Raw genomic sequence first — 21138 nt, forward strand, 5'->3', positions numbered from 1 at the left:
TTAGCCCAGGCTCAGCCGGTCGCCCGACACGACCACGTCCGCACCCCAGGCGCTCTTCGCGGCATCCTGGGCGTTGTGGTCCTGCACCGCCTCCACGCAGGCTTCCACGCAGAAGGTCAGGCCGTCGTAGTCGTACGTGGTGGTGATGACGGTGCCCTCGCCCGTTGCGCTCTCGGTCTGGGTCACGCGGCTGCTCACCGCCTTGTCGATGGTCAGCGCATCGGCGAACAGCGGCGCCACCTCACCAGGGGCGAGCAGGCGCGAGCAGTACAGCACCGTGCGCTCGGCGGTCGAGGCCGCCTCGTCCACCAGCCACGCGTCGCCGACGTTCACCAGGTTCAGGTCGATCAGGCTGGGAGAGACGTCCGTGCGCTTGGCACCCTGCTCGTCCACCCAGTACCGCGTCACGGTCACGCGCACGAACTGGCTGATCGAGCCCGTGTTCTGCACCGTCAGGCGCTCGTCGTAGGCAACGCCGGGCACGAGGCGGTCGCCAGGCGCGATCATGTGCTCGAGCAGCCGGCCCTCGGCGCCGCGGTACAGGTAGTCGCCCGTCTCGTCAGGCTCGACGAACGGCACCTGGTCGGGCAGCTTCGTGTTGGTCTCGTCCCAGTTGTTCTCGGAGAGGTAGTCGCGCCACGCCACGGGCACATCGTTCTCCAGCAGCGAGACGCCGATGTTCTTCATCTCAACGTGGGTCATGTAGTCCTCGGAGAAGTAGGTGAGCGCCGCCTGCGCCGAGCCCACCCCGGATATGCCGAGCAGCAGCACCGCTGCCACGAACAGCGCCAGGGTCACCTTCTGCTTGGCGAGGACGTCCTTCAAGCGCTCCATCAGCGCTCACCTCCCTCGGATGCGTCGCCCGCGCTTCCGGTCTCGAGCTTCACGGACCAGTCGGCGCGCTCAGGCTCCACCGCGATGCCGTCGGGCTGGTACTGCGCGGGCGTGGTCTCGTAGATCACCACCACGTTGAACGCGTCCCCTGGCTGCGGAGCCGCCCCCGTGCCCATATCCGACGTGGGCACGTCTCGAATCATCAGGTCAAGCGCTGGCGTAGTGGCCCCGGGGTCCAAGATCCCGTTGAAGTAGTAATACCCGTCAGCGGCGAGGCTCCAGTTGGTGGCGCCGCCGGGCTCGCTGTACGTGATGGGGTACTTTTCCGGGCCATAGGCCCTCACGCGCACGTACACCGCCTCGTCAGACGCGGCATCGCTCTGCACGGTGACCGACTTCGTCCAGTTCGCGAACTCCTCCTCCACCGTGGTGGTGTCGCCCAGCTCGAGCGTGTACCCGCCCTTCGCCTGGCAGTACGTGGTGAAGTACGCGCTCGCCGCGCCCACTCCCGCAACCGCGATACACATGACGGCCACGGCGAACAGCGCAGCCACCCCGGCGAAGCGCGCCTTCCCGCAAGCCTGCGCGCTCGGCCTCTCGCACGATAACGCCTTCACAACTCCCCCTTCCCGCTAGTCCTCAGACGCCGGAGCGCCATGACTGTAGGCGGGGGAAAGCTCCCAGCCGCCTTTGCCGTATGCAAAGCTGTTGGTCACCGACCCGCCGTGCACCTTGGTGTTGTCGTTGGTGTTGGCGAAGCTCACCTGCGCCACCTCGTCGGCCGCTATGACCGCCGTTCCCTCGGAAGCGCCCGCCACCTGGTAGGACGCGCCCGAGTACACCTCGCGCACCGTCACGGTGGCACCCACCGGAATCTTGTTCTCGATCAGGGCGCTCTTGCGGCCCGGCTGGTTGAACGTGATGGAAACCACGTCGTCGTAGACCTTCTTGCCGCTGACGTCGACGGCCTGCACGCTGAACACGAACGTGGCCGCGCTGTCGACGCCGGTGCCGTCGGTCTCGAAGCGGTCGAGCGCCTTCACGATCTCAAGCGAGCCCATGCGCGGGCTGACCTGCGGCTTGAGCATCGTATGGGCGCTGTAGCGCCAGTCGGCCCCGCTGGCGGTGGTGAGCGCCTGCCCCGCAGCCGCCTCGCGCGTGGGCAGCGACATGAGCACCGGCTCGAAGGCGCACTCCCTCAGCGCCGAGTACGCCACCGTGGCCGTCTTGCCATCTGGAAGCGTAGTGGCGTAGTCGTCTGCGGAAAGATTGGCCCCGTGCGCTACCAGCAGGTACAGGCCGCTGGGAAGCTGCAGGAAGTCAGCCTCGCACGCTGCGCCCTCGCCGCCCGCCGCGATCATGTCGGCATGAGGCGCGCTTGCGAGCGTGGGCTCAGGCGAGCGCAGGTCGGCGAGCGCGGCGGTCAGAGCCGCTTGCGCGAAGGCCTGCGAAGCCTGCGTGGCCGCGGCGCTGTCCTTCGACTCCATGGCCTTGTTCAGCGCCGCAACGTCAAGGTTTGCGAAAGGCCCGCCCTCGACCGGCGCGTAGGCGTAGGCGTCGTAGCCCTGCACCTGCTCGGCGCGCGCCACCAGGTAGGCGTCCACCTGGATGCCGGCGTCGGAGCCCGTGAAGGATTGGGGATCCTCCAGAGCGGCCGTCACCTTGAGGCTGCTGTCCTTGGACAGGTCGAGACTGGGCTGAGCCGCAGACGCCAGGCCCGCCGCAGCCAGCAGGCACAGCGCAGATGCGGCCGCGGCCGCCAAGCAGGCAAGCCACCTGCCCTTCCACGTGGCAGCAGAAGCGTTACCTTTCATGGTCTTCCCTCCTTGCGTCGGGGTTGTCAGCATTTGGATGCTCGAGTTCGGGCGCGATCGACACCGCGCGCTGGTCTTCCTCGGTCAGGCGCGCGGGCTTGCGGCGACTTGCCACCAAGAGCCCCACGAGCGCCAGAAGCAGGATCGGCACGGCCACGGCAGGCGCCATGATGTGGATGGGTACGCGCCGCGCGTCGCTTTCGCCGACCAGGTCATCGGGAATGCCGTCTACCCGGTGCCCGCGCACCAGCAGCCGGTGCGTATTTATGCCATACGGTGTGCAAGTTTGCAGGGTGACGAACTCGGTGCCATCTTCAGACGCAAGCGCCTCAAGCTGCCCAGGCTCCACGATGAGCACCTGGTCAACCTGGTAGAACATCTCATTTTCCAGAACGGTTATGCTGAAATAGTCGCCTTCGTGAATTTCATCCAAGTAGGTGAACAGCACCGCCGAGGGAAGCCCACGATGCGCAGATACCACCGGGTGCGTGCCTGCATCGCCTGTCGGGAGGTGCGAGCCCTCCAAATGACCCGCCGACGTTTGCAGCGTACCCTCTTCGGTGCCGTGGTAGATGGGCAGCCTCACGTCAATTTTGTCGACCGTTACGTACCCAATCAACCCGTCGCCCGTCACGTTGAGGGCCTGCTCGTATTCCCCGTTGATGCTGGGAGCGCCGCTTAAGCGATCGGGCAGCGCGTCCAGCTGCGCGTTGTAGTCCCGCGCTTGGGCAACTAAAGTTGCCTTTTCTTCCTCAGTGAGTGCAGCCACGACTTCCTGGTATCCTTCGATGGCACGCGTAGCGTGCATTGAGTTCCACCAGTCGCTTACCGCCGGATAGCAGAAAATGCCGATGCCCGCGATGAGCACCAGCGCGATGATGACGCTGGAAAGCGATACGCGCCGCTTCTTCTTGGGAGGCTTGCTGTTTGTAGCAGTAGCAGCATCAGAGATCATATCGTCAGAGGAACTATCAGGCGCCAACGTGCTTTGGCCACCAGCTACATAAGCCGAAGCGGCTGCGCCTTGCGCACTAGGCGCAGAAACAGACACAGGTGCGCCTTCGCTTTCAGATGATATGTTCTTTCGCTTAAACACGGTGAAGAACAGCCGCTCCTTGCGACACGGTGGTTGGTCCTATGCGTATGTTTCGTTGGTTGATTTAGCCGGAGCAATAAGCTCCGTTGCTCGCCGCGCGCCAACGTGAAGGCATCAACCGACGCGGCAAGACGGGAGCGGCAGACCCGCTCCCGTCCGTAGCTTGCGGAGGAACCGCAAAGAGGGAGGTGCTACGCCGTATGCTTAGCAGAACGACGCTTGATGATGAAGGCAGCCAGAGCGCCCACAATCAGAATCCCGCCACCCACATAGAAGATCGTGGTACCGATACCACCAGTGGAGGGAAGCAGGGCGCCTGTATCGTTGGCAACGTTTTCCGTCTTGGTCAGAGGCGTGAGATCCGAACTCGTTACAGCGCTATCACCATTGATAGTTACCTCAACACCTTGATCCAACTTGTTATAGCCATTAGGAGCTTGGGTTTCTTCAAGCGTATACGTGCCATCCTTAAGACCAGGGAATTCAACTTTACCATCGCGTTGGGTTGTCTTGGATGTAGCGTTTTCTAGACTAACCCACTCAACCTTGGCCGGATTGCCACCAGAAGCCGCTGTGTACTTGTAGTATAAATTATTGGAATTCTTCAACACAAACGTGGCATAAGCAAGTGTCTTCCCCGTATTGCCAGTTTCATGCTTGTTCACAACAATCTTGGCAGAATATACCTTCTCTTCGTCAGTCAAAGTTCCGTGTTGGGTGCTATCCGAAGGATCGTTGCTGTAGCTCAACGTTGCATGGTTGTTATCAGTCTTGGCAACAGCATTGTCGTTAACGGTAGCAGAGTAGGTAATGAAGATGTACTCGCCAGCCATACCAGCCGTATTCATTTCCACTGGCTTGAAATTGACTCGAAAAGCAACATCCTCGTTTCCATTAAACGATTTAGCGCCCGTGGTTATTTTCGTATAGTAGCTATCGCCCAACTCGCTGTCGGCTTCAGTCAGCACATCATCTTCAGAAATGTAGATTTTGATACTGCTCTCATTAAACGTGAGACCTTCGGTCATTTTGTCGGTAATCACATAATCGAAAGTATTATATGCAGACGTATTGGGGACTTGACCCTCAATGGTATATTTGACCTCCTGGCCAACCTCTACGCCGTCAGTATCACCTACATTGTCAGTTTTATCAAACGGAATCTCGTTCTTATCTTTTATGACTGCCTTAGGATTAGTGGAGTCAACTGTAATAACTGCGCCACTGTCCGTAGTTACAACATAGTAACCATACTCAAGACCTTCGAAAATTAAAGGAGTGGTTTCGCATTTTACTTTAGGTTGTACCGGAGTCAAGTTAGCTACAGCGTAGGCTTTTATAGCAGCTATGGCATCCGGGCTCAAAGAATTGCTCACCGCACTGATGTTACCTGCGCTGTCTTTCACAAAATAGCTATCCAGAGCCTCCGGAATATCTCCGGTATAGGCGATAGAATCGGACTTACCATCGTCGTTACTATCCGCAGCAACTGTAGCACTAAATAGCTTATACACAGAGTAGGTTTTATCAACTTTTGCGTTCTCGATAGTGATAGACGCCTTGTCGGATGCGGCGATGCCAACCGTCTGCGCTACAGCTGCGGAGGGCACGAGCAGGGCCGCCATGAGCACAGCCAGTGCTAAGCTTGTTAGTTTTTTTAACGCGGATTTCATCTCTTTCCCTTCAATCGTAGTTCGGTGCCGAAGCACCCCTTCCTTCGCCGCTTGCGCGGCTTGTCTCATCTTAGGGAGATGCCCCTTCCTCTCGTTCCCTATAATTCCTCCTTTCGCGTTCGTTTCTTATTCTTCATCTATCTCACGCCAAGGATTTTCACCTGGTCAATTGCTTTCTTTCTGCCCGCGACGTGCGGAATACTCGTCGCAGACCTCCCGCTTTACGCCCGTCGTAACCCTTGTGCGTTGCGCCTGTTGGAGCCTCGCCTAACTCACCGGGCCGAAGCGGTTCAGCGGCCAGACGCGGAGAGCGAGCTTGCCCACCATGTCATCGGGCGACACACACCCGATCTGGCTGCTGCGGCTGTCCACGCTCGTTTGGCGATGGTCGCCCATCACGAAGTGCTTGCCGTCGGGCACCTGGAACGGCAGCTTGATGTCGCACGTTCCGAGCGCCTTGTCGGTCACGTAGGGCTCGTCCAGCTCCTCCCCGTTCACCGACACGTTGCCGTCCTTGTCAATGTCCACCCAGTCGCCCGGGCCCGCGATCACGCGTTTCACCAGCACGTTGTTGTTGTGGTAAAACGCCACCACGTCACCCTGCTGCAGGTCGCTCACGCCCAGCGTCATCACCACGTCGCCGTCTTCCAGCGTGTCGGTCATGGACGAGCCGCTGATCACCAGCGTGGGCAGCATCAGCACCGCCGCGAGCACCGCCACCGCCGCCACCACCACCAGGCCCAGGATCGTGCTGGTCGTGATGCGGCGCTTGGTCTGCCGGCGTCGCTCGCGCTCGAGCTCGGCTTTCACCGATTCGGTGTTCACGAACACCGTCTGGCACGTGATCTCAGCCGGGGTCACCGCCTGTCCGTCATCGCTCACGCATCAGCCGCCTTTAGGTTGTCAGCGGGCGAGACAGGGGACGGTGCGTCCCTGTCCTGGCTGCCGTCAGCCGCTTGCACGGGTGCTTTCGCGGGGGTTTCCGCTTCGTGATCGCTGCTGACCGCGGCCCACGCTGCCGCACCTCGCCCGCCTTCGGACGAGGTGGCCGCTGTCGCACGGGCAGGCTGGCCGTCGAGATCCCCGCACACCTCCTGCAAGCTGGCGATATACCAGTCCGCCGTGGCGTTGAACGCCTCGAGTGCGCTGCGCACGCCCTTGGCCGCGTTCGCGATGATCCGCGCGTGTCTTTGCTCTTCTTCCTTCGACACCTCCAGTTCATCCAGTCGCGCCTGCATCAGCGCGATGCGCTTGTCCTTATCATCAAGGCGCCCCTTCAGGCGCTCGATTTGCTCGTCCTTGGCGTCGAGCTTCTCACGCAGCCGCGCGTTGAGGCTGGTGCAGCGCTCGAACTCGTCCGCAACGTCGCGCAGGTAGTCCTGCAGGCGCTCGGCGTCCTTGCTTTGCGTCAGCAGCAGCTGCAGCAGGTCTTCGCGGCTGAGCCGCGAGAGGTCGCGCGACTTCGTGACGATGACGCTCTCCAGGGAGGGAGCGCTCATGGCCTGCTCGGCTGCGAGATCGGCCGACTGGTTGGCGAGCTGGTTAGCCGGCTGGTCAGCGAGCTGATCGCCGTCCGACCATTCGGCCGCTGGTTGCACCGGCTGATCAACATCAGACCGCTCAGCTGCCGACTGCGCGTCAGATATTGAGAAGTCGCTCGCCTGAGCCTCAGCCACGGGAAGGGCGGCTGAGGACTCCGCGTCGGTCGGCTGCAGCCCAGCCTCTTGCGCGTCAACTACTGACGTATCGTCCGTCTGAACACCGGTTGTCTGCGCATCAGCCTCTCCGGCATCGGGCGAATTGACTCCCGCTGGCTGCGGCTCAGCCTCTTGCGATCCATCTGATCCCTCTCCAGTTGCTTGGGTGTCGGCCGATCTATGTTCAGTCGCCTGCTCTTCAACCACCTGCTGTTCACCTGCTTGTGGCTCAGTTACTTGCAAGTCGATCGTTTGCACATAGTCCGTCTCGGCCTCAGCCGACTGTTGCTCAACCGCTTTGTCCGTCTTACGCTTCCTGTCGAACAAACCCATGAGTTCCTCACCTCCGTTCCCTGTTTTCCGTGCTTTTGCCTGTGCGTTTTGCCGAAATCGGCATGGCTATCGCTGGCACCCGAGTTTCGAGTGCATACGTTTGTATGCTTTTTCATTGGATTTGCGCTAGACGCGCACGCCTCGTCGTCGCTTCGCCGCCAACCCCGCGCCCGCGCACGTCATAAGCGCCGCGCCGACACCAAGAAAGGCGCCTACGCCCCCGCCACCAGTTTCGGGCAGCTCGAAGCCTCTCGTGTTCACGACCTTCAACAAGGGCACTGTCTTTTCGACGCCATTAGCTTCTTCGATGGTGGCCTTTCCATCTAAAACCTTTGCAAGTTTTTCGTTTGAGTCCTTAAAAGTTTCGCAGTCGACAATCTTACAGGTAGTACCCATGATCTCACCGTTACTACCAGTGCCATGCTTGAGCTCAATAGAAATTGGTTGGGTCAGCATTGTGTATCCAGCAGGTGCCTGTTTCTCAATCAGCCAATATTTTCCGGCAGGAAGCATATCGGTGGGAACCAAGTCTTTAAACTCGATTCGCCCAGTATTAGAGTCAGAAACCATATCTTCTATGTTCACCTTCACATACTTCTTAAGCTCAGACAGACCCGCGACTGAATCGCCCGTCTCGCCTTCCAAAGCTTCCCGATACAGATCAAACGCGGCACCCGGAAGCACGGAAGGTTTCTCCTTGCTGTCATCCGTCTTCTCTAGCACGAAGTCACAACTTGTCGCCTGGATGACAGGGTTATCGTATTCAACCGTTGTCAAATCGACGTCATCACTCTTTTTGTATTTCAGCGTTGCTTTGGCGTTTGAATAGAAGCCGGACTGTTCAGAACTGGTATTGTTGTCACGATAATCTGTCCCTTTATCACCTTTCACTTCAGCACCGTTTTTGAGATACTTATCACCGCTGTCGGCAAACTCGATATACGCCTTATCGCTAGCCTTCACATTAAAGGAAAGCGTGTATGTGCAACTCGGATCCAATTGGTATTCACTATTAAACGTAGCGGTTACTCTCTTTGTCCGGTTTCCCTTACTATCCGTTACGTCTTCGGCCTTGACGCTTTCTACAATAGGAACCCCTTTGCTCAATTGGGCAGAATTGGTATATTCACCCTGCTCACTCACTTCGCAAGGCCAAAGGGTAATGGGTTCTTGATCCGCCTTGCTCATGGTCACCTTAATGTCTGGCTGATCCATGTAATAGTCCACATAAGTACTCAAGGTGTCCTCTATTATCAGATTGCTCACCTTGGAGCATTTGACAAACTTTCTCAGAGCACTTTCTAGCTCGCTTGCATTACTAGCGGGGAGATAGGCTCCGTGACCGTTTGTCGCCATATATTGCAATGTTGCAGGATCAAGGGACTCCAAACCCTGTAGTAATCCACTGTCGGGAATAATGCCGATGGTATAAGCGTGAACGTCTTTAGTAGCATCATCTTTTAGAAACACATCTCTGATGTACTTTTGGGTATTTGTTTTACTAGGTTCTGTGACTTCTGAACTCGCGTATCCCCAACCGCCTCCTTGCCTAATTCCTTCATTATCGTAATAGATTGTCGGAACCCCATCGGAAAGGAAGATCATCACTTTCTCGTTACTTGATGTGCTAGAGAACAAATCTTTTGCTTTCATCAGAGCGGCACAATAGTTGGTATAACCCGCTGGATAAAGGCCCTTTGCTTTCACATTCACGAATCCAAGATCATCAGAGTTGCCCTTACCAGAGAACCATCCGTCTGGATCGCAGTTGGCACCAAGAGGCTCTACGTTATCTAGGTATTGGTAGTCATTCCCGCCCGTAGATCCAAAGAAGCCCACTACTGCAACCCTGTTCTCTTCATTCATCTTCAAAAAGTTATAGATGAGACCCCCTTCCTTGAGTTGAGGGTTTGCTTCGTAAGCTCCTTTATCAGAGGTCCCGTTTAGTATTTCTCGAACTACCTCATCGCGACATCGTATTTTCAGTCGCTTATTTTCTCGTAATACTTCCAGCGGTTTACCCATACTATCCGATTCGTCCACCACAATTACGAGATCAACAGCGCTTTCTTTGCCTTTTACAGCCGCGTCAAGATAGAGACGGTAAAGGTCAGTTTTATCGATAGGATTCCCTTTGTCGTCTTTTGCGTCATCCAATTCGGTGTCGTTATTCCCCTTGCCATCTCGGAAAGCGTCAATGGTCTTATGGTACGAAACTGCAGCGTCAGGATCAGGATCTAAACTTGGAGAATCACTGCCCGAATTAACCTGCACTACGGGGTGGGGATACGCCACGGTCTGTTCTTCTCCACCTTTCGTGTAGGTAAGCGTTGCCGTCTTGTTTGAATCGAAACCAGGCTGGCCAGAGCTGGTGACATTTCCTTCATAGTCTGTGTTACTGTCGCCAACGCTAGGATCCACATTCGGCTCTACAGATTCGTCGCCGTATTTATTCTCCGCTTTGGGGTGCGTTTCTGCATAGGCTTTATATGCGGCGTAGGCGTGTTGGGTTGTCTTCACGTTGAAAGACAGAGTGACAGTCGCTCCGGGCCGTGGCGCATACGCAGAGTCAAAGTTGGCCGTGACGGTTTTGCCTGAGATTACCAACGGTTGCCTTGAGTCCAAAATACCGGCACCTTCTGGTGTAATTTGACCATCATCGTAAAGTGTCTTCTTGACGCCACCGGCTTCCGTCAAGGTAATTTTGAAATCAGGGGCTGTCGAATGAAACTCGACGTAGTCACTTAAAGTATCCGCAACTGTCAGATCAGAGTACACAGTGTCGAACATCACCTCGTTAAGATCTTTCTTCAAGTCCGCTGTGGTAGTAGTGTTGTAGGATTTCCCACCACCGGAGGTCGCCATTCCTTCCAAACGGCTAATTGCATTAGCGATTGCTTCATCTGAATCCTTTTTTGAACTATCGAGAATACCTATCGTATTAATGATGACATCAGGATGATGCTCTCTGAGTTTATCGAAATACTCATCGGTAATATTACTCGTATTGAACGTATCATCGTATTGTCCATCACCACCCCGAAAATAGGCATCCTCCCATAAGTTTGTACCTTTCGTGATATTGCACGTAGGCTGGCCATCGGATATGAAGAGAACAACTTGCTTATGAGCGCTATCTGCACTGTCCAATAACTTATCTGCTTGCAAGAAACCTGCGCTGTAGTTTGTTGCATTTGCATATATTCCCTTTATGCCAACATATTGCGGCTCTTTCGTCCAAGGCACAAGGATTTCAGCATCATGCTGCCCGTTATCACCAACCACCGCATTTGCTGTCGGGGAGGTAATTGAGTTTTCGTCAAAACCGGCTTCCTCGTTATAGTTTTCACTGGTTACATTTTTGACATCACTATATGCAAAGGGCTTGCTTCCCTGAAAACCTATCACTGCTACTCGGTTCTCGTTGTTCGCTTGCAAAAATTGATAAATCAAGCCGAACTGCTGGTTATCCGACCAGAGAGCCTCGTCGCTAGATAAATCCTGCTCATGGGAATCCCATGTATAATTGCGTTCTTCGGCATAAGCACCATTTAAGATAAGACGAACCGCTTCATCACGATAAATCATTTCGCCTTCGTAATTCTCCATGTCTTTCCCATCTGGTGAGCCATAGTTATAATGCATACTGCCTGACTGATCCACGACAATCAGAAGATCGACGGGCGTTGCTTCTGCGCTCAATTGCGCATCAAGATAGAGACGATAGAGATCTTTTTTCTGATTCTCGTTAGCTATGTTGTCCAAATTTGTATCGGGGTTGTCCACACCATCGCGGAATGCATCAATGGTCTTAAGCGCAGTTATCGACGGCTCACTGCCAGAAACATCGCGTGCATTAATCTGCGTTCGGTTCGCATCGCCCGCATTCAAGACTTGCGGCTTCATGAACACTTCGGAGAAGCTATCCAAAGTAAAGCTAACGTCTTGTCCATTGTCGTTGTTGGTAGTTTCTGCCTGCACCGTTTCCAGCTCGTCGCCAAAATGGACGATTTCATAGGTTATATCCTGCTGCTGACCATCGCAGCTGATGGTCACCTTAACCGGCGCAGCGGGTTCCACTTCCTTATCGCCCACATAGAAGCCCACGTCAAACAGACGAATTCCATCAGCGGGGCCAGCTTCCCAACCGTATTGCGCGGCCGCCTCGGCGTAGCGATCCTGATAGTGCTGGGAATCTTTTGCGTATTCAGTAGCCCGCAGCTCGGCGTTTTCGGGAAGCTGCGCCTCGGGGCCGTAGACCGCCTTCACGGTGTAGCCTTCACCCTCGAAGGTTTGGGTGATTTGGTTATCGTTCTGGCCTTGAGTTTCGCCTGCAGCCATTCGGGCTTCTACTATCTTTTGCAGGGCTTCCGCGTTTTCTGGGACTTCTGCATAACCCAGGATGCTCGCATCGGCGCGCTCGTATTCGATGCTTTGCACCTTGTCGGCGTGGCTTTCCGCATCTTCCACATCGCCCTGGATCACGCGGATGCGATCGGGGTTGTTCTGGTCGGCGGGCAGCAGTTCTTCCACAATGCCCACGTGGTCGGCCAAGGCCGTAACTTCCGCATAGGCGGCCGCCACCTTATCCGCATCCTCTTCCTTGGCGAAGAACACCACGTCGCCCGGTTTGGGCGTGTATTCGCTCTCTACGGGATGATACAGCCCATACTCTTCGCTCTGCAGCGCCTCCAGCCATTCGGAGCACGTCAACTCGACCGGATACTCATCCGCGCCGGCATAGTGCAGGCAGAAGGCCACGAACGGCACGCTCCAGTCTGCATAGGGGTCCCCAGCCCACTCGCCATAGCGGGTGTAGCCCTTGGTGACGCCGCTCTCGTCCGCAACGCAGTTTTGCTGGCTCTCGGCGTAGTCGACCTGCGACTGCGCGACGGCCACCACGTCATTCGGCCAGCTGTTCGTCAGCTCGCTCGGCAGGGTCTTCTTCCAGTCCTCCTCCGTCTCGACGTCGGCATTGGCGTCGGCGACGGCATCGGGCTGGCTGGAGCCCTCGGAGCTCGCGGCATCAGCGCTGGGAGCGGAATCGGGGTCGGGAGCGTCAGCCTGGACCGCGGGCTGACTTTCAGCTTCGCTTGCAGCCAGGCGGGCGGCGTCCATGAGGTCCTGCAGCGCCTGCTTGCTCTCCGGGACTTCCGCATAGCCCAGGATGTGCTTGTCGGCGCGATCGTAGTTAGCGCGCTGCACCTTGTCAGCGTGCTTCGTCTTGTCTTCGAGGTCGCCTTGTATCACGCGGATGCGCGCGGGGTTGCCCTTGTCGTCGGCGGGCAGCACTTCTTCCACGATGCCCACGCTGCTGGCCAGGGCCGATACGCCGGCATAGGCGTCCTCGGCCTGCGCTTGCGCCTGCGCCGCTTGCGTCGCTTGCTCGTCCTGCGCGGCGGCTTCCGCGCCTTGCGACGCCTCCGCATCCTGCGCCGCCGCAGCGTCGGCCTGCGCCTGCGCCTGTGCCTGCACTTGCGCCAGAGCCTCGGCGGCCTGCGTGCGCGCAGTCGCCACCTTTTCCGCATCCTTGTCCGAACCCAGAAACACCAGGTCGCCTGGCTTCGGCTCATATCCGCCCTCCACAGGATGGTACAGCCCGTACTCATTCCCTTGGAGCTTCTTCGCCCATTCGGGGCACGTCATCTCAACCGGGTAGCCGTCCGCCTTGGCATAGTGCAGGCAGAAGGCCGCGAACGGCGCGCTCCAGTCAGCGTAGGGGGTGTCGGCCCACGCGCCGTAGCGGGTGTAGCCCTGCGGGTCGCCGTTCGCGCCCGCGACGCGGTTGAGCTGGCTCTCGGTGTAGTCGAGCTGAGACTGCGCGACGGCCACCACGTCCTTCGACCAGTCGCCGGTCAGGTTGCTGGGCAGGGTTGCCTCCCAGTCTTTCGCCGTCTCGACGTCGGCGTCGGCGTTGTCATAGCAGCTTTGGCTGTGAGTGTGCTCGGGGGTGGTGCAGGTGAGGGTCTTCTCGTAGCACGCGTCGGTATGGGTGTGGCCTGGGGTTTCGGGCTTTTCGCAGACGAGGGTCTGCGTGGACTGGGCAGGCTGGGTCGACTGGGCGGCGGGCTGGGCCGACGCTCCCTGCGCAGCTCCAGAGGCAGCCGCAGACGACTTCGCCTGCTCGGCTGCTTGCGCTGACGCCTGGGCCTGGGGCTTTTCGGATTGAGGCTTCTCGCCCTGCGCAGCCGCAGAGGCTTTGTCCTTGGACGCTGCCGAAGACGCCTGCGCGGCGCTCGAGGCCGCTGCGTCTTTGGCCGCCGGCGCGGGCGTCGACGACACCGCGTAGCAGCCGTTCGCTATCGAGTGCGTGTGAGCTTCCAGCTCTTCCTGCCCGCACTTCAGCGTCTTCTCGTAGCAGGCGTCGGCGTGGGCGTGATCGACGAACCCGCAAGTGGGGTCCCCCGTCATGGCAATGCCCGTGTTCTTCAGCGCCCAGAACACGCCCAAGACGACAAAGACCGCAGCGAACACCGCCACGGTAAGCGCGATTCTCTGCAGTTTTCTATTCTCGCGAGCAGCCTCCAGATAAGCCCGCATAGTACCCAACCACCTTCGTACTCCGTGCCAGCGCACCTGCGACCAAGGAGTACAGATGCACTTGCGCGCTGTCTCGCATGCGCAACGCGGCTCGGTTCGCCGCGAAACGCTGCTTGACCAGCATGTCCAGTGTTATCAGCACAGATGATTGTAAATTAGACGTTACTCCAAGTCCACATGTGGGGAGTAATTGTACCCCCTCCCCCATTATGGGGATTATTTTGTCACCCCTCCCCCAAGAGGAGGAGCGGAGACCCGGATTGAAGACGCGGCTGAGGGCGTGAGGGACGGAGGATGCGGGCGGATGGGAGGCAGGGACTAGATCCTTCGACTCCGTGCCCTGCGGGTGCTCCGCTTAGGATGACATGAGGGAGATTGCTCGCCGGGGTGGCAGAGAGACTTGCTTGCCTGGGACGACATAGGGGTCGTTCGCTCAGCATGACATAGGGGGGTCTGACCGTATTCCCGCCGCGTTTTGCGCGTGCTAGAATCGCTCGTGTACCAGCAAAGTCCGCGCGGGCGGCGCTTCCGAGAAAGGAGCGTTGCCATGGTGAAAATTCTTCATGCCGCTGCTGCGGTCGCCACAATAGCGAACTTCCTCTTGGAAGCTCGGCAAGAAGTTAGAGCCACGCGAACGGATGGCGAGGGAAGAATGTGTGGGGCCAGGGCTAACCGACCCCGCCATTTCAACAGAACCTGCGCCGCCCGGCCCCTTTAGACATGACGGGCTTTGCTGGTACGCCTCTATTATAGCAGCGCTGAGCCTCCGTGGGAATGCGTCGCGGCCCTGTCTTTTCGCGTGTTGCCTTCGACTGCGAGAGCGAGGTGAGCAAAACTAGAGCCAATCCCAGCAGGATCGGCCCTTACAAAACCTCTTCGGTTTTTCACGTGCAATTATGCTCGCAAGCTCAGCTCATCTTGCCAACGACATTCGCCAGAAACGGCAGGTCTTTCGCATAGTTTTTGTTTACATGTTTACATTTCTGATATACACTGCTGGCAGGCGGAAAGGAGGGCGCATGGCGAGCAGGACGTTCTCAAGTCGCGTCGAGGAGGACAAGCTGCGCTTTGCCGACTCCGTCGCGCGGCGCGAGCACGGCATGTCCTTCGGGCAATACTGCGGGACGCTGGTGGTGGACTACATCTGCGAGACGGGCGAGCTGCCGCCCACGCCGCGGGCGCCGAAGCCCCGGCGGGGGATCGAGACCATGAAGGCGCTCACCGCCAAGCACGGCGAGAGCGAGGTGAGCCGCATGAGCGATGCCCAGATCAAGGAGCTGCTGGCGGCGCGCTATGAGTGACAAGCTCCTCATGGACACGAACGTCATGCTCGACCTGGCCATGGCGCGCCATCCCAACTTCGACGCAGCCGTCGCCATCGCCGAGGCCGTCGCCGACTGCGAGGTGTCCGCCTGCGTGTGCGCCACCTCGCTCAAGGACCTCTACTACGTCCTCACGAAGCACATGGGGGAGGCCGACGCGCGCCTCTACGTCCAAGCCGTCATGGAGGACTTCGAGGTGTGCCCCGTTGACCTTGTGACATGTCAGACCGCCATAGCCTCGAACGAGCCCGACTTCGAGGACGGCATCGTGCGCGCCTGCGCCGAGGCCGCCCAAGTCGACTTCATCATCTCGCGCGACGAGAAGGCGTTCGCCCGCTCCCGCATCAAGCGCCTCAGCGCCCAGGAGTACGTGGAGCATTTCCTCTAGGCTGGCAGCCTGTTTGCATCCTCCGCAATCTGGCGAGCAGCTTTCAGCTGCGCGATTATGACGTTGGCGGCACGCCCGCTCGTTAACGTACGGAAAGAGTTGCGAGGGTCTTGTCCACAGCTTGCAGGTTCATCTCCACGAAGCGCGGCTTCACGCAGGCGGCGAGCGCGCCTTTCAGCTCCTCGACCGTGACGGGGATGTGGTCCTGCGCGATGGCGCAGGTCAGAAGCACGGTGTTGAGCGCCTTGCGGTTGCCCGCCTGCTCCGTGAGGGCTGCGTCGTCAACGGGCACGAGCACCTGGCGCGCGCCGAGGGCGCCTTTGATGCCGCGCAGCACGTCCGCCGCTCGATAGGGCTCCTTCGACAGCGCCGCCGTCACCGGCTGCACCGGCGTGGTGGCCGTGACCAGCACGCCGTCAGGCGCGAGGAAGGGCAGCACGCGGGCCGCCTCGCCGGGCTCGAACGCGATCACGAGGTCAGCCGTGCCGCGCGTGAGCAGCGGCGCGTGCACCTGCTCGCCGTCGCTGCCCATGCGCACGTGCGAGATCACGCTGCCGCCGCGCTGCGCCATGCCGATCGTCTCGGCCGTGCGCACCTGCCAGCCCTTGCTCTGCGCCGCCTGCGCGAGCACCTTGGCGGCGAGCACCGTGCCCTGGCCGCCCACGCCCGTCAGCAACACGTTGATCATCGGGCGCCTCCTTCCGCTACCGCGCTTGGCGCGCCCTGCGATCCTGCCGACGCCTTCGCGCCTTCTGTTGCCGCCAGCTCCTTCGCGCCTTCCGTTGTCGCCGGCGTCGCTTCCTCATTCGCCCCGTTCGCCGCCGCCACCGTAATCGCCTCGAAGGGGCACACCTGCGTGCACAGCGCGCAGCCGTTGCAGAGGCTCGCGTCCACGAACGCCTGACCGCGGCCCTTGCTGCGCGGACCCTGCGCGTCGGCGTCGAACCCGATGCCCGGGCAGCCGATCTCGGTGATGCACTTCTTGCAGCCCGTGCACGCATCGGCGCTGATGAGCACCGCGGACTCGGGCTTCTTCAGCTGGATGCACGGCGAGCGGAAGATGATGGCCGACGGCCCCTCGAAGTCGATGGCCTCGCGCGCCGCGCCGAGCGACTCCTCCAAGTTCAGCGGGTCGGCGAACGTGATGCACTCCACGCCCATGGCCCGCAGCATGCCCTCGATGCTCACCGGCTTGCGCTTGGGGCCCATGAGCGTGACGCCCGTGCCGGGGTGCGGCTGCGAGCCGGTCATGGCCGTGGTGGCGTTGTCGAGCACCGCCACCGTGATGTCGTGGCCGTTGTACACCGCGTTCACGATGCCCGTGAGCCCGCTCGCGAAGAACGTGGAGTCGCCCACGAACGCCACCTGCTTCTTGTGCGGCTCGGCCACGGCGAAGCCCTGCGCCATGGTGATGCCCGCGCCCATGCACAGGCAGGTGTCCACGGCGTCGAGCGGCTTGGCGTTGCCGAGCGTGTAGCAGCCGATGTCGCCGCACAGCACCGCGTCGCGCTTGCCGAGCGCGCGCTTCACCGCGTAGAAGCTGCCGCGATGCGGGCAGCCCGCGCACAGCACGGGCGGGCGCACCGGCAGCGGCCCCTCGTAGCGCGAGGACGCAACCTCCGCGCACGCCTTCTCGACCAAAGGCGCGAGAAATGCGCGCTCTGATACCGCGCATGCGCCGTTTTTCCCCTCCGAGGCGGAAGACGCATCCTCGCCCAAATTCTGACCTGCGGTTTTGCCGAGCGTCGTGCCCGTCGCGACGCCGCTGCGCGCCTCTCCGGTATCAGATCGCGTGTTTCTCGACGCTTCGCCCAAGAAACCGCGCATGTCGAAGAAGCGCGCGATGCGCAGGGCGACGTCCTCGGTGGTGTTCTCGCCGCGGCCGCGCGCGTCGCCCGTGAGCTTGCCGAGCACGCGCACCGGCAGCCGGCGCGCGCCCGCGAGCCTGAGCAGCTCGTCCTCGAGCACGTAGTCGAGCTCCTCGAGCACGAGCACGACGTCAAGCCCCTCGGCGAAGCGCGCCACGGCGTCGGCCGGGAAGGGGTAGGGCGTGCCCACCTGCATGAAGCGGTACGCGGGGACGACGGCGCCGGCGGCGCGCGCCTCGCGCTCGATGATCGCGAGCGCCTCGCGCGCGTACGCCGCCGACACGCCGCCTGCGAGGATGCCGAGCCGCGGGGCGGGGGCGGGGGCCGCAGGTGAGCCGCTGGCGGGAGCCTGCGAGCCGCTAGTGGCCGCGGCCCCAGCCGCGGCCACGCCGTCTCCCGCGCTCACGCCGCCCCCCTCGACCACGACGTTGAACGCCGCGAACGTCGGATCCTCCGCGAAGTCGCGGGCGATCTCGCGCAAGCGCTCGTTGATCTCGCCGTGCGCCTCGAAGCTGCGCCGCGGGAAGATGACCCACTTCGGGTCCTTCGCAAAGCCGTCCTCAGGAACGGGGCGCGCCTCGGTCTCGTCGGCTACGTCGAAGAACGTCGACGCATGGCAGATGCGCGTGGTGGGACGCACGATCACCGGCGTGTGGTAGCGCTCGGACAGCTCGAAGGCCGCCTTCATCATGGCGAAGCCCTCGTCGGGCGTGGAGGGGTCGAGCACCGGCACCTTCGCGAAGGCGGCGAAGCGACGCGTGTCCTGCTCGGTCTGCGAGGAGATGGGGCCGGGGTCGTCGGCCACGAACAGCACCGTGCCGCCGCGCACGCCCACGTAGTTGAGCGACATGAGCGCGTCGCTCGCCACGTTGAGGCCCACCTGCTTGCACGTGAACAGCACGCGCGCGCCGCAGTACGCCGCGCCCGCCGCCACCTCGAGGGCCGCCTTCTCGTTGGTCGACCACTCCACGTGCACGCCGCGCGCCGCGCCCGCCGCGCGCCGCTTCGCCACCGTCTCGATGACCTCCGACGACGGCGTTCCCGGATAGCCCGCCACCACGCGCACGCCCGCCTCGAGCGCCGCGTGGGCGAACGCTTCGTTCCCCATCAACAGCTTCTTCGTCATTCCGCTTTCCTTCGCATCTTGCGCGACCCCTCGCGCCCTTTCGCACCGTTTGCCAAGCCGCCGGGCCGAGCGTCGACGGCCTACCAGGCCCCGACAGCTCCATCAACAACCCCGTGCAAAATAATCTCGGCAAATTGGCAGAAATCTTCAGATCTTTGTCGATTTCCGGCAACCAGACAGGGGTCTTTCTGCCTGTTCGCACGTCAGCCGCATGTGCCTATGGTTCTGACCTGCCTTTTTGCATTTTCTCATAATCAAGAGCTCGCGCAGAAGCTCCCAAAGGACCTCAATATTGACAAATATCTGAAGATTTCTGCCAAAATCGCCTCGGAAATCTGCACGGCCTGCCTCTGTGGTTGAAAATGCCTTCTTGGCGCCCTTACGCCTCGGCCATGGCGCGCTTGAAGTCGATGATCTTCTGCTGCATGGCCGCGTCGCCCGCGCCCATCATCTGCACGGCCAGGATGGCGGCGTTCTTCGCGCCGTTGATGGCCACGGTGGCCACCGGCACGCCCGAGGGCATCTGCACCATGGAGAGCAGCGAGTCGAGTCCGCCCAGGTCAGAGGTCTTCATGGGCACGGCGATCACCGGCAGCGGCGTGAACGCGGCCACCACGCCGCCGAGGTGCGCGGCCTTGCCCGCCGCCGCCACGATCACCTTCATGCCGCGCTCGTGCGCGCCGGACGCCCACGCGTGCACGACCTCGGGCTTGCGGTGCGCGCTCGCCACCTTCACCTCGTACGGCACGCCGAACGCCTTGAGCTGCTCCATGCACGGCTCCATCGCGGCCATGTCCGACTGCGACCCCATGATGATGCCGACCAGCGGCGTCTCCTGAACCTCCGACATCGTTCCTCCTTCGCGCGTCTGCCGGCGACCCCGCCGGCGAATTTGCCATCGGAGACCATGGTAGCGCATTTGCGGGCGCAGGCGCGGCGGGGCGGGGCCTGCGCGCCACGTCAGCCCGCAAAAGCACCGCCATCATGCACACGAGGAGCGGCGCGCCGTCGAAGAGGGGCACGCAGTAGCGCGCGTCGAACACGGGCGCGATCACGCAGAACCCCAGCAGCACGATCGCCGGGACGAGCAGCACGCCGCAGCGCAGGCGCCGGCGCCACATGACGAACAGCAGCGCCGCCGGCAGCCAGAGCACGTACACCACCACCAGAAGCGGCAGGTCGAGCACGGGCACGTGGGCGATGGCGTCGTAGGCGTCGGCCATGCCGTTGCGCAGCCAGTCGAGCTCGTCGGGATTCCACAGCATGTAGCGGTCGTCGGGGCCCATGTGCGTGTCCACCGTGACCATGCGGATGTTGGCCGGCGCGACCGGCGCGGTGTAGAACCCCGCGAGCGACATGAGCGCGCCCAGATACGCATCGGGGTGGCGCATCCCCTGGGCCGCCCACGTCTGCAGGTAGCGCACGATGTCGGCCGTCGACGCGTCCAGGTTGTAGCGGTACTTCACCTCATCTTGGAAGTCGAACGTGAACTGACTGGGGAGGTTGTCGTACTCGAGCAGCGCGTCGATGGCCTCGCGCTCCTCGTCGGTCACGTCGTAGCCGTAGTAGGTCACGTAGTACGCCGTCTGCTGGAAGAGCGGCCCGAGCACCTCCTGCTTGCCGCCCGGCGCCACGTTGAGCAGCGGAAACACCAGCATCGGCAGCAGCGCGCCCATGACCGCCACGCAGAGGAGCGCCTGCGCGACGAGCGGCTGCCAATGCGCGCGGTACACCCACGCCGCCGCGAGCGCCGTGGGCACCACCACGTACAGGCCCGTCTTCTTCGTGAGGCACAGCAGCAGCGCCACGAGCGCGAACAGCACCACGGTCCGCGTGCGCTCGAGCGCCTCGCCGCGCGTGCGCACCACCTCGAACAGCGTGATGAGGTACGGGATGTAGAACAGCCCGAACAGGCTGTCCTTCACCATGCACAGCGCCCACGTGGACACGAACGGCATCAGGCAGAGAAACGCGTACGCCGCGAAGCACAGCGCGAGCGGGCAGCGCCGCGCGCGCAGGTAGGCCACCGCCGCGGTGAACGCCACCACGTGCGCGGCGCCCTGCAGGCACACGAACGTGAACACGCCCGCCATCCAGTTGCCCGTGAGCGCGTCGGAGGCCATGCCGAACGCGCCGTAGATCAGCGTGTCGAAGAGGGGATGGTGATCGCAGAAGTAAGCGTCGGTAAGCGTGTTGTCGTAGCACTCCGCATACGGGATGATGGCGATGGGGTGGTTCTCGGGGTAGCACTGGAAGATCTGGTAGTAGGTGTCCCAGTAGGTGCCGCCCGGGTAGTTCGCGATGAGCCAGGGAAGCCAGAACAGCGCCATGACCAGCGAGAACAGCGCGATGCTGCGCGGGCGCCACGCGGGGGTGAGCCGCGCGAGGAGCGGCGAGCGCGGGGGCGCGGGGGCGGCGGGGGCTGCTGCCGGCTCGGGGGCGGGGGC

The 21138-nt window shown here is 60.9% G+C and carries 13 protein-coding genes and 1 pseudogene; 2 read left to right on the forward strand and 12 right to left on the reverse strand.

Features of this window, described 5'->3' with window-relative positions:
• From HRL41_RS04795 to HRL41_RS04830, 8 genes are all read right to left on the reverse strand, one after another.
• A complete protein-coding gene (locus tag HRL41_RS04795) occupies nucleotides 1-834 on the reverse strand; it encodes a hypothetical protein (protein WP_172135787.1) in 834 nt (277 codons plus the stop codon).
• Nucleotides 834-1451: a hypothetical protein gene (locus tag HRL41_RS04800; protein WP_172135788.1), complete on the reverse strand. Its 618-nt coding sequence runs from the start codon at nucleotides 1449-1451 to the stop codon at nucleotides 834-836. Before HRL41_RS04800 ends, HRL41_RS04795 begins: the two co-directional genes overlap by 1 nt.
• Nucleotides 1452-1466: 15 nt before the next feature.
• A complete protein-coding gene (locus HRL41_RS04805; RefSeq protein ID WP_172135789.1) occupies nucleotides 1467-2648 on the reverse strand; it encodes a DUF5979 domain-containing protein in 1182 nt (393 codons plus the stop codon).
• Nucleotides 2638-3603 (reverse strand): class C sortase, encoded by a 966-nt coding sequence (locus HRL41_RS04810; protein ID WP_172135790.1) that lies wholly within the window; start codon nucleotides 3601-3603, stop codon nucleotides 2638-2640. Before HRL41_RS04810 ends, HRL41_RS04805 begins: the two co-directional genes overlap by 11 nt.
• A 332-nt stretch (nucleotides 3604-3935) precedes the next feature.
• Entirely contained in the window at nucleotides 3936-5486 is a 1551-nt protein-coding gene (locus HRL41_RS04815) for a SpaH/EbpB family LPXTG-anchored major pilin (RefSeq protein ID WP_172135791.1), read from the reverse strand.
• A 198-nt stretch (nucleotides 5487-5684) separates the two neighbouring features.
• Nucleotides 5685-6299: a signal peptidase I gene (lepB, locus tag HRL41_RS04820; RefSeq protein ID WP_216662514.1), complete on the reverse strand. Its 615-nt coding sequence runs from the start codon at nucleotides 6297-6299 to the stop codon at nucleotides 5685-5687.
• A complete protein-coding gene (locus HRL41_RS04825) occupies nucleotides 6296-7447 on the reverse strand; it encodes a hypothetical protein (protein WP_172135792.1) in 1152 nt (383 codons plus the stop codon). The genes lepB and HRL41_RS04825 overlap by 4 nt, the downstream gene beginning before the upstream one ends.
• Nucleotides 7448-7573: 126 nt before the next feature.
• Nucleotides 7574-13987, reverse strand: coding sequence for a SpaA isopeptide-forming pilin-related protein (locus tag HRL41_RS04830; RefSeq protein ID WP_172135793.1), 6414 nt, complete (start codon nucleotides 13985-13987; stop codon nucleotides 7574-7576).
• A gap of 1019 nt (nucleotides 13988-15006) precedes the next feature.
• Between HRL41_RS04830 and HRL41_RS04835 the strand changes: the two genes are divergently transcribed.
• Together HRL41_RS04835 and HRL41_RS04840 are read left to right on the forward strand one after the other, a co-directional pair.
• Nucleotides 15007-15288, forward strand: coding sequence for a hypothetical protein (locus HRL41_RS04835; RefSeq protein WP_165171049.1), 282 nt, complete (start codon nucleotides 15007-15009; stop codon nucleotides 15286-15288).
• Nucleotides 15281-15697 carry a PIN domain-containing protein gene (locus tag HRL41_RS04840; protein ID WP_172135794.1) on the forward strand — a complete coding sequence of 139 codons (417 nt, stop codon included), beginning with the start codon at nucleotides 15281-15283 and terminating at the stop codon, nucleotides 15695-15697. The genes HRL41_RS04835 and HRL41_RS04840 overlap by 8 nt, the downstream gene beginning before the upstream one ends.
• A gap of 82 nt (nucleotides 15698-15779) precedes the next feature.
• Here the strand turns inward: HRL41_RS04840 and HRL41_RS04845 are convergent, their stop codons facing one another.
• From HRL41_RS04845 to HRL41_RS12090, 4 genes and pseudogenes are all read right to left on the reverse strand, one after another.
• Nucleotides 15780-16385, reverse strand: a complete 606-nt coding sequence (locus HRL41_RS04845; protein WP_172135795.1) for an indolepyruvate oxidoreductase subunit beta — start codon at nucleotides 16383-16385, stop codon at nucleotides 15780-15782.
• Nucleotides 16382-18691: a thiamine pyrophosphate-dependent enzyme gene (locus HRL41_RS04850; RefSeq protein WP_172135796.1), complete on the reverse strand. Its 2310-nt coding sequence runs from the start codon at nucleotides 18689-18691 to the stop codon at nucleotides 16382-16384. Before HRL41_RS04850 ends, HRL41_RS04845 begins: the two co-directional genes overlap by 4 nt.
• A 379-nt stretch (nucleotides 18692-19070) precedes the next feature.
• A complete protein-coding gene (gene purE, locus HRL41_RS04855) occupies nucleotides 19071-19541 on the reverse strand; it encodes a 5-(carboxyamino)imidazole ribonucleotide mutase (RefSeq protein ID WP_172135797.1) in 471 nt (156 codons plus the stop codon).
• Nucleotides 19542-19680: 139 nt separating this feature from the next.
• Nucleotides 19681-21021, reverse strand: a pseudogene (locus HRL41_RS12090) (DUF6020 family protein); the annotation flags it as partial.
• Nucleotides 21022-21138: the final 117 nt, after the last annotated feature.

Origin of the sequence: Adlercreutzia sp. ZJ473, from assembly GCF_013185065.1 — a bacterium.
Taxonomy (GTDB): Bacteria; Actinomycetota; Coriobacteriia; order Coriobacteriales; family Eggerthellaceae; genus CAAEEV01.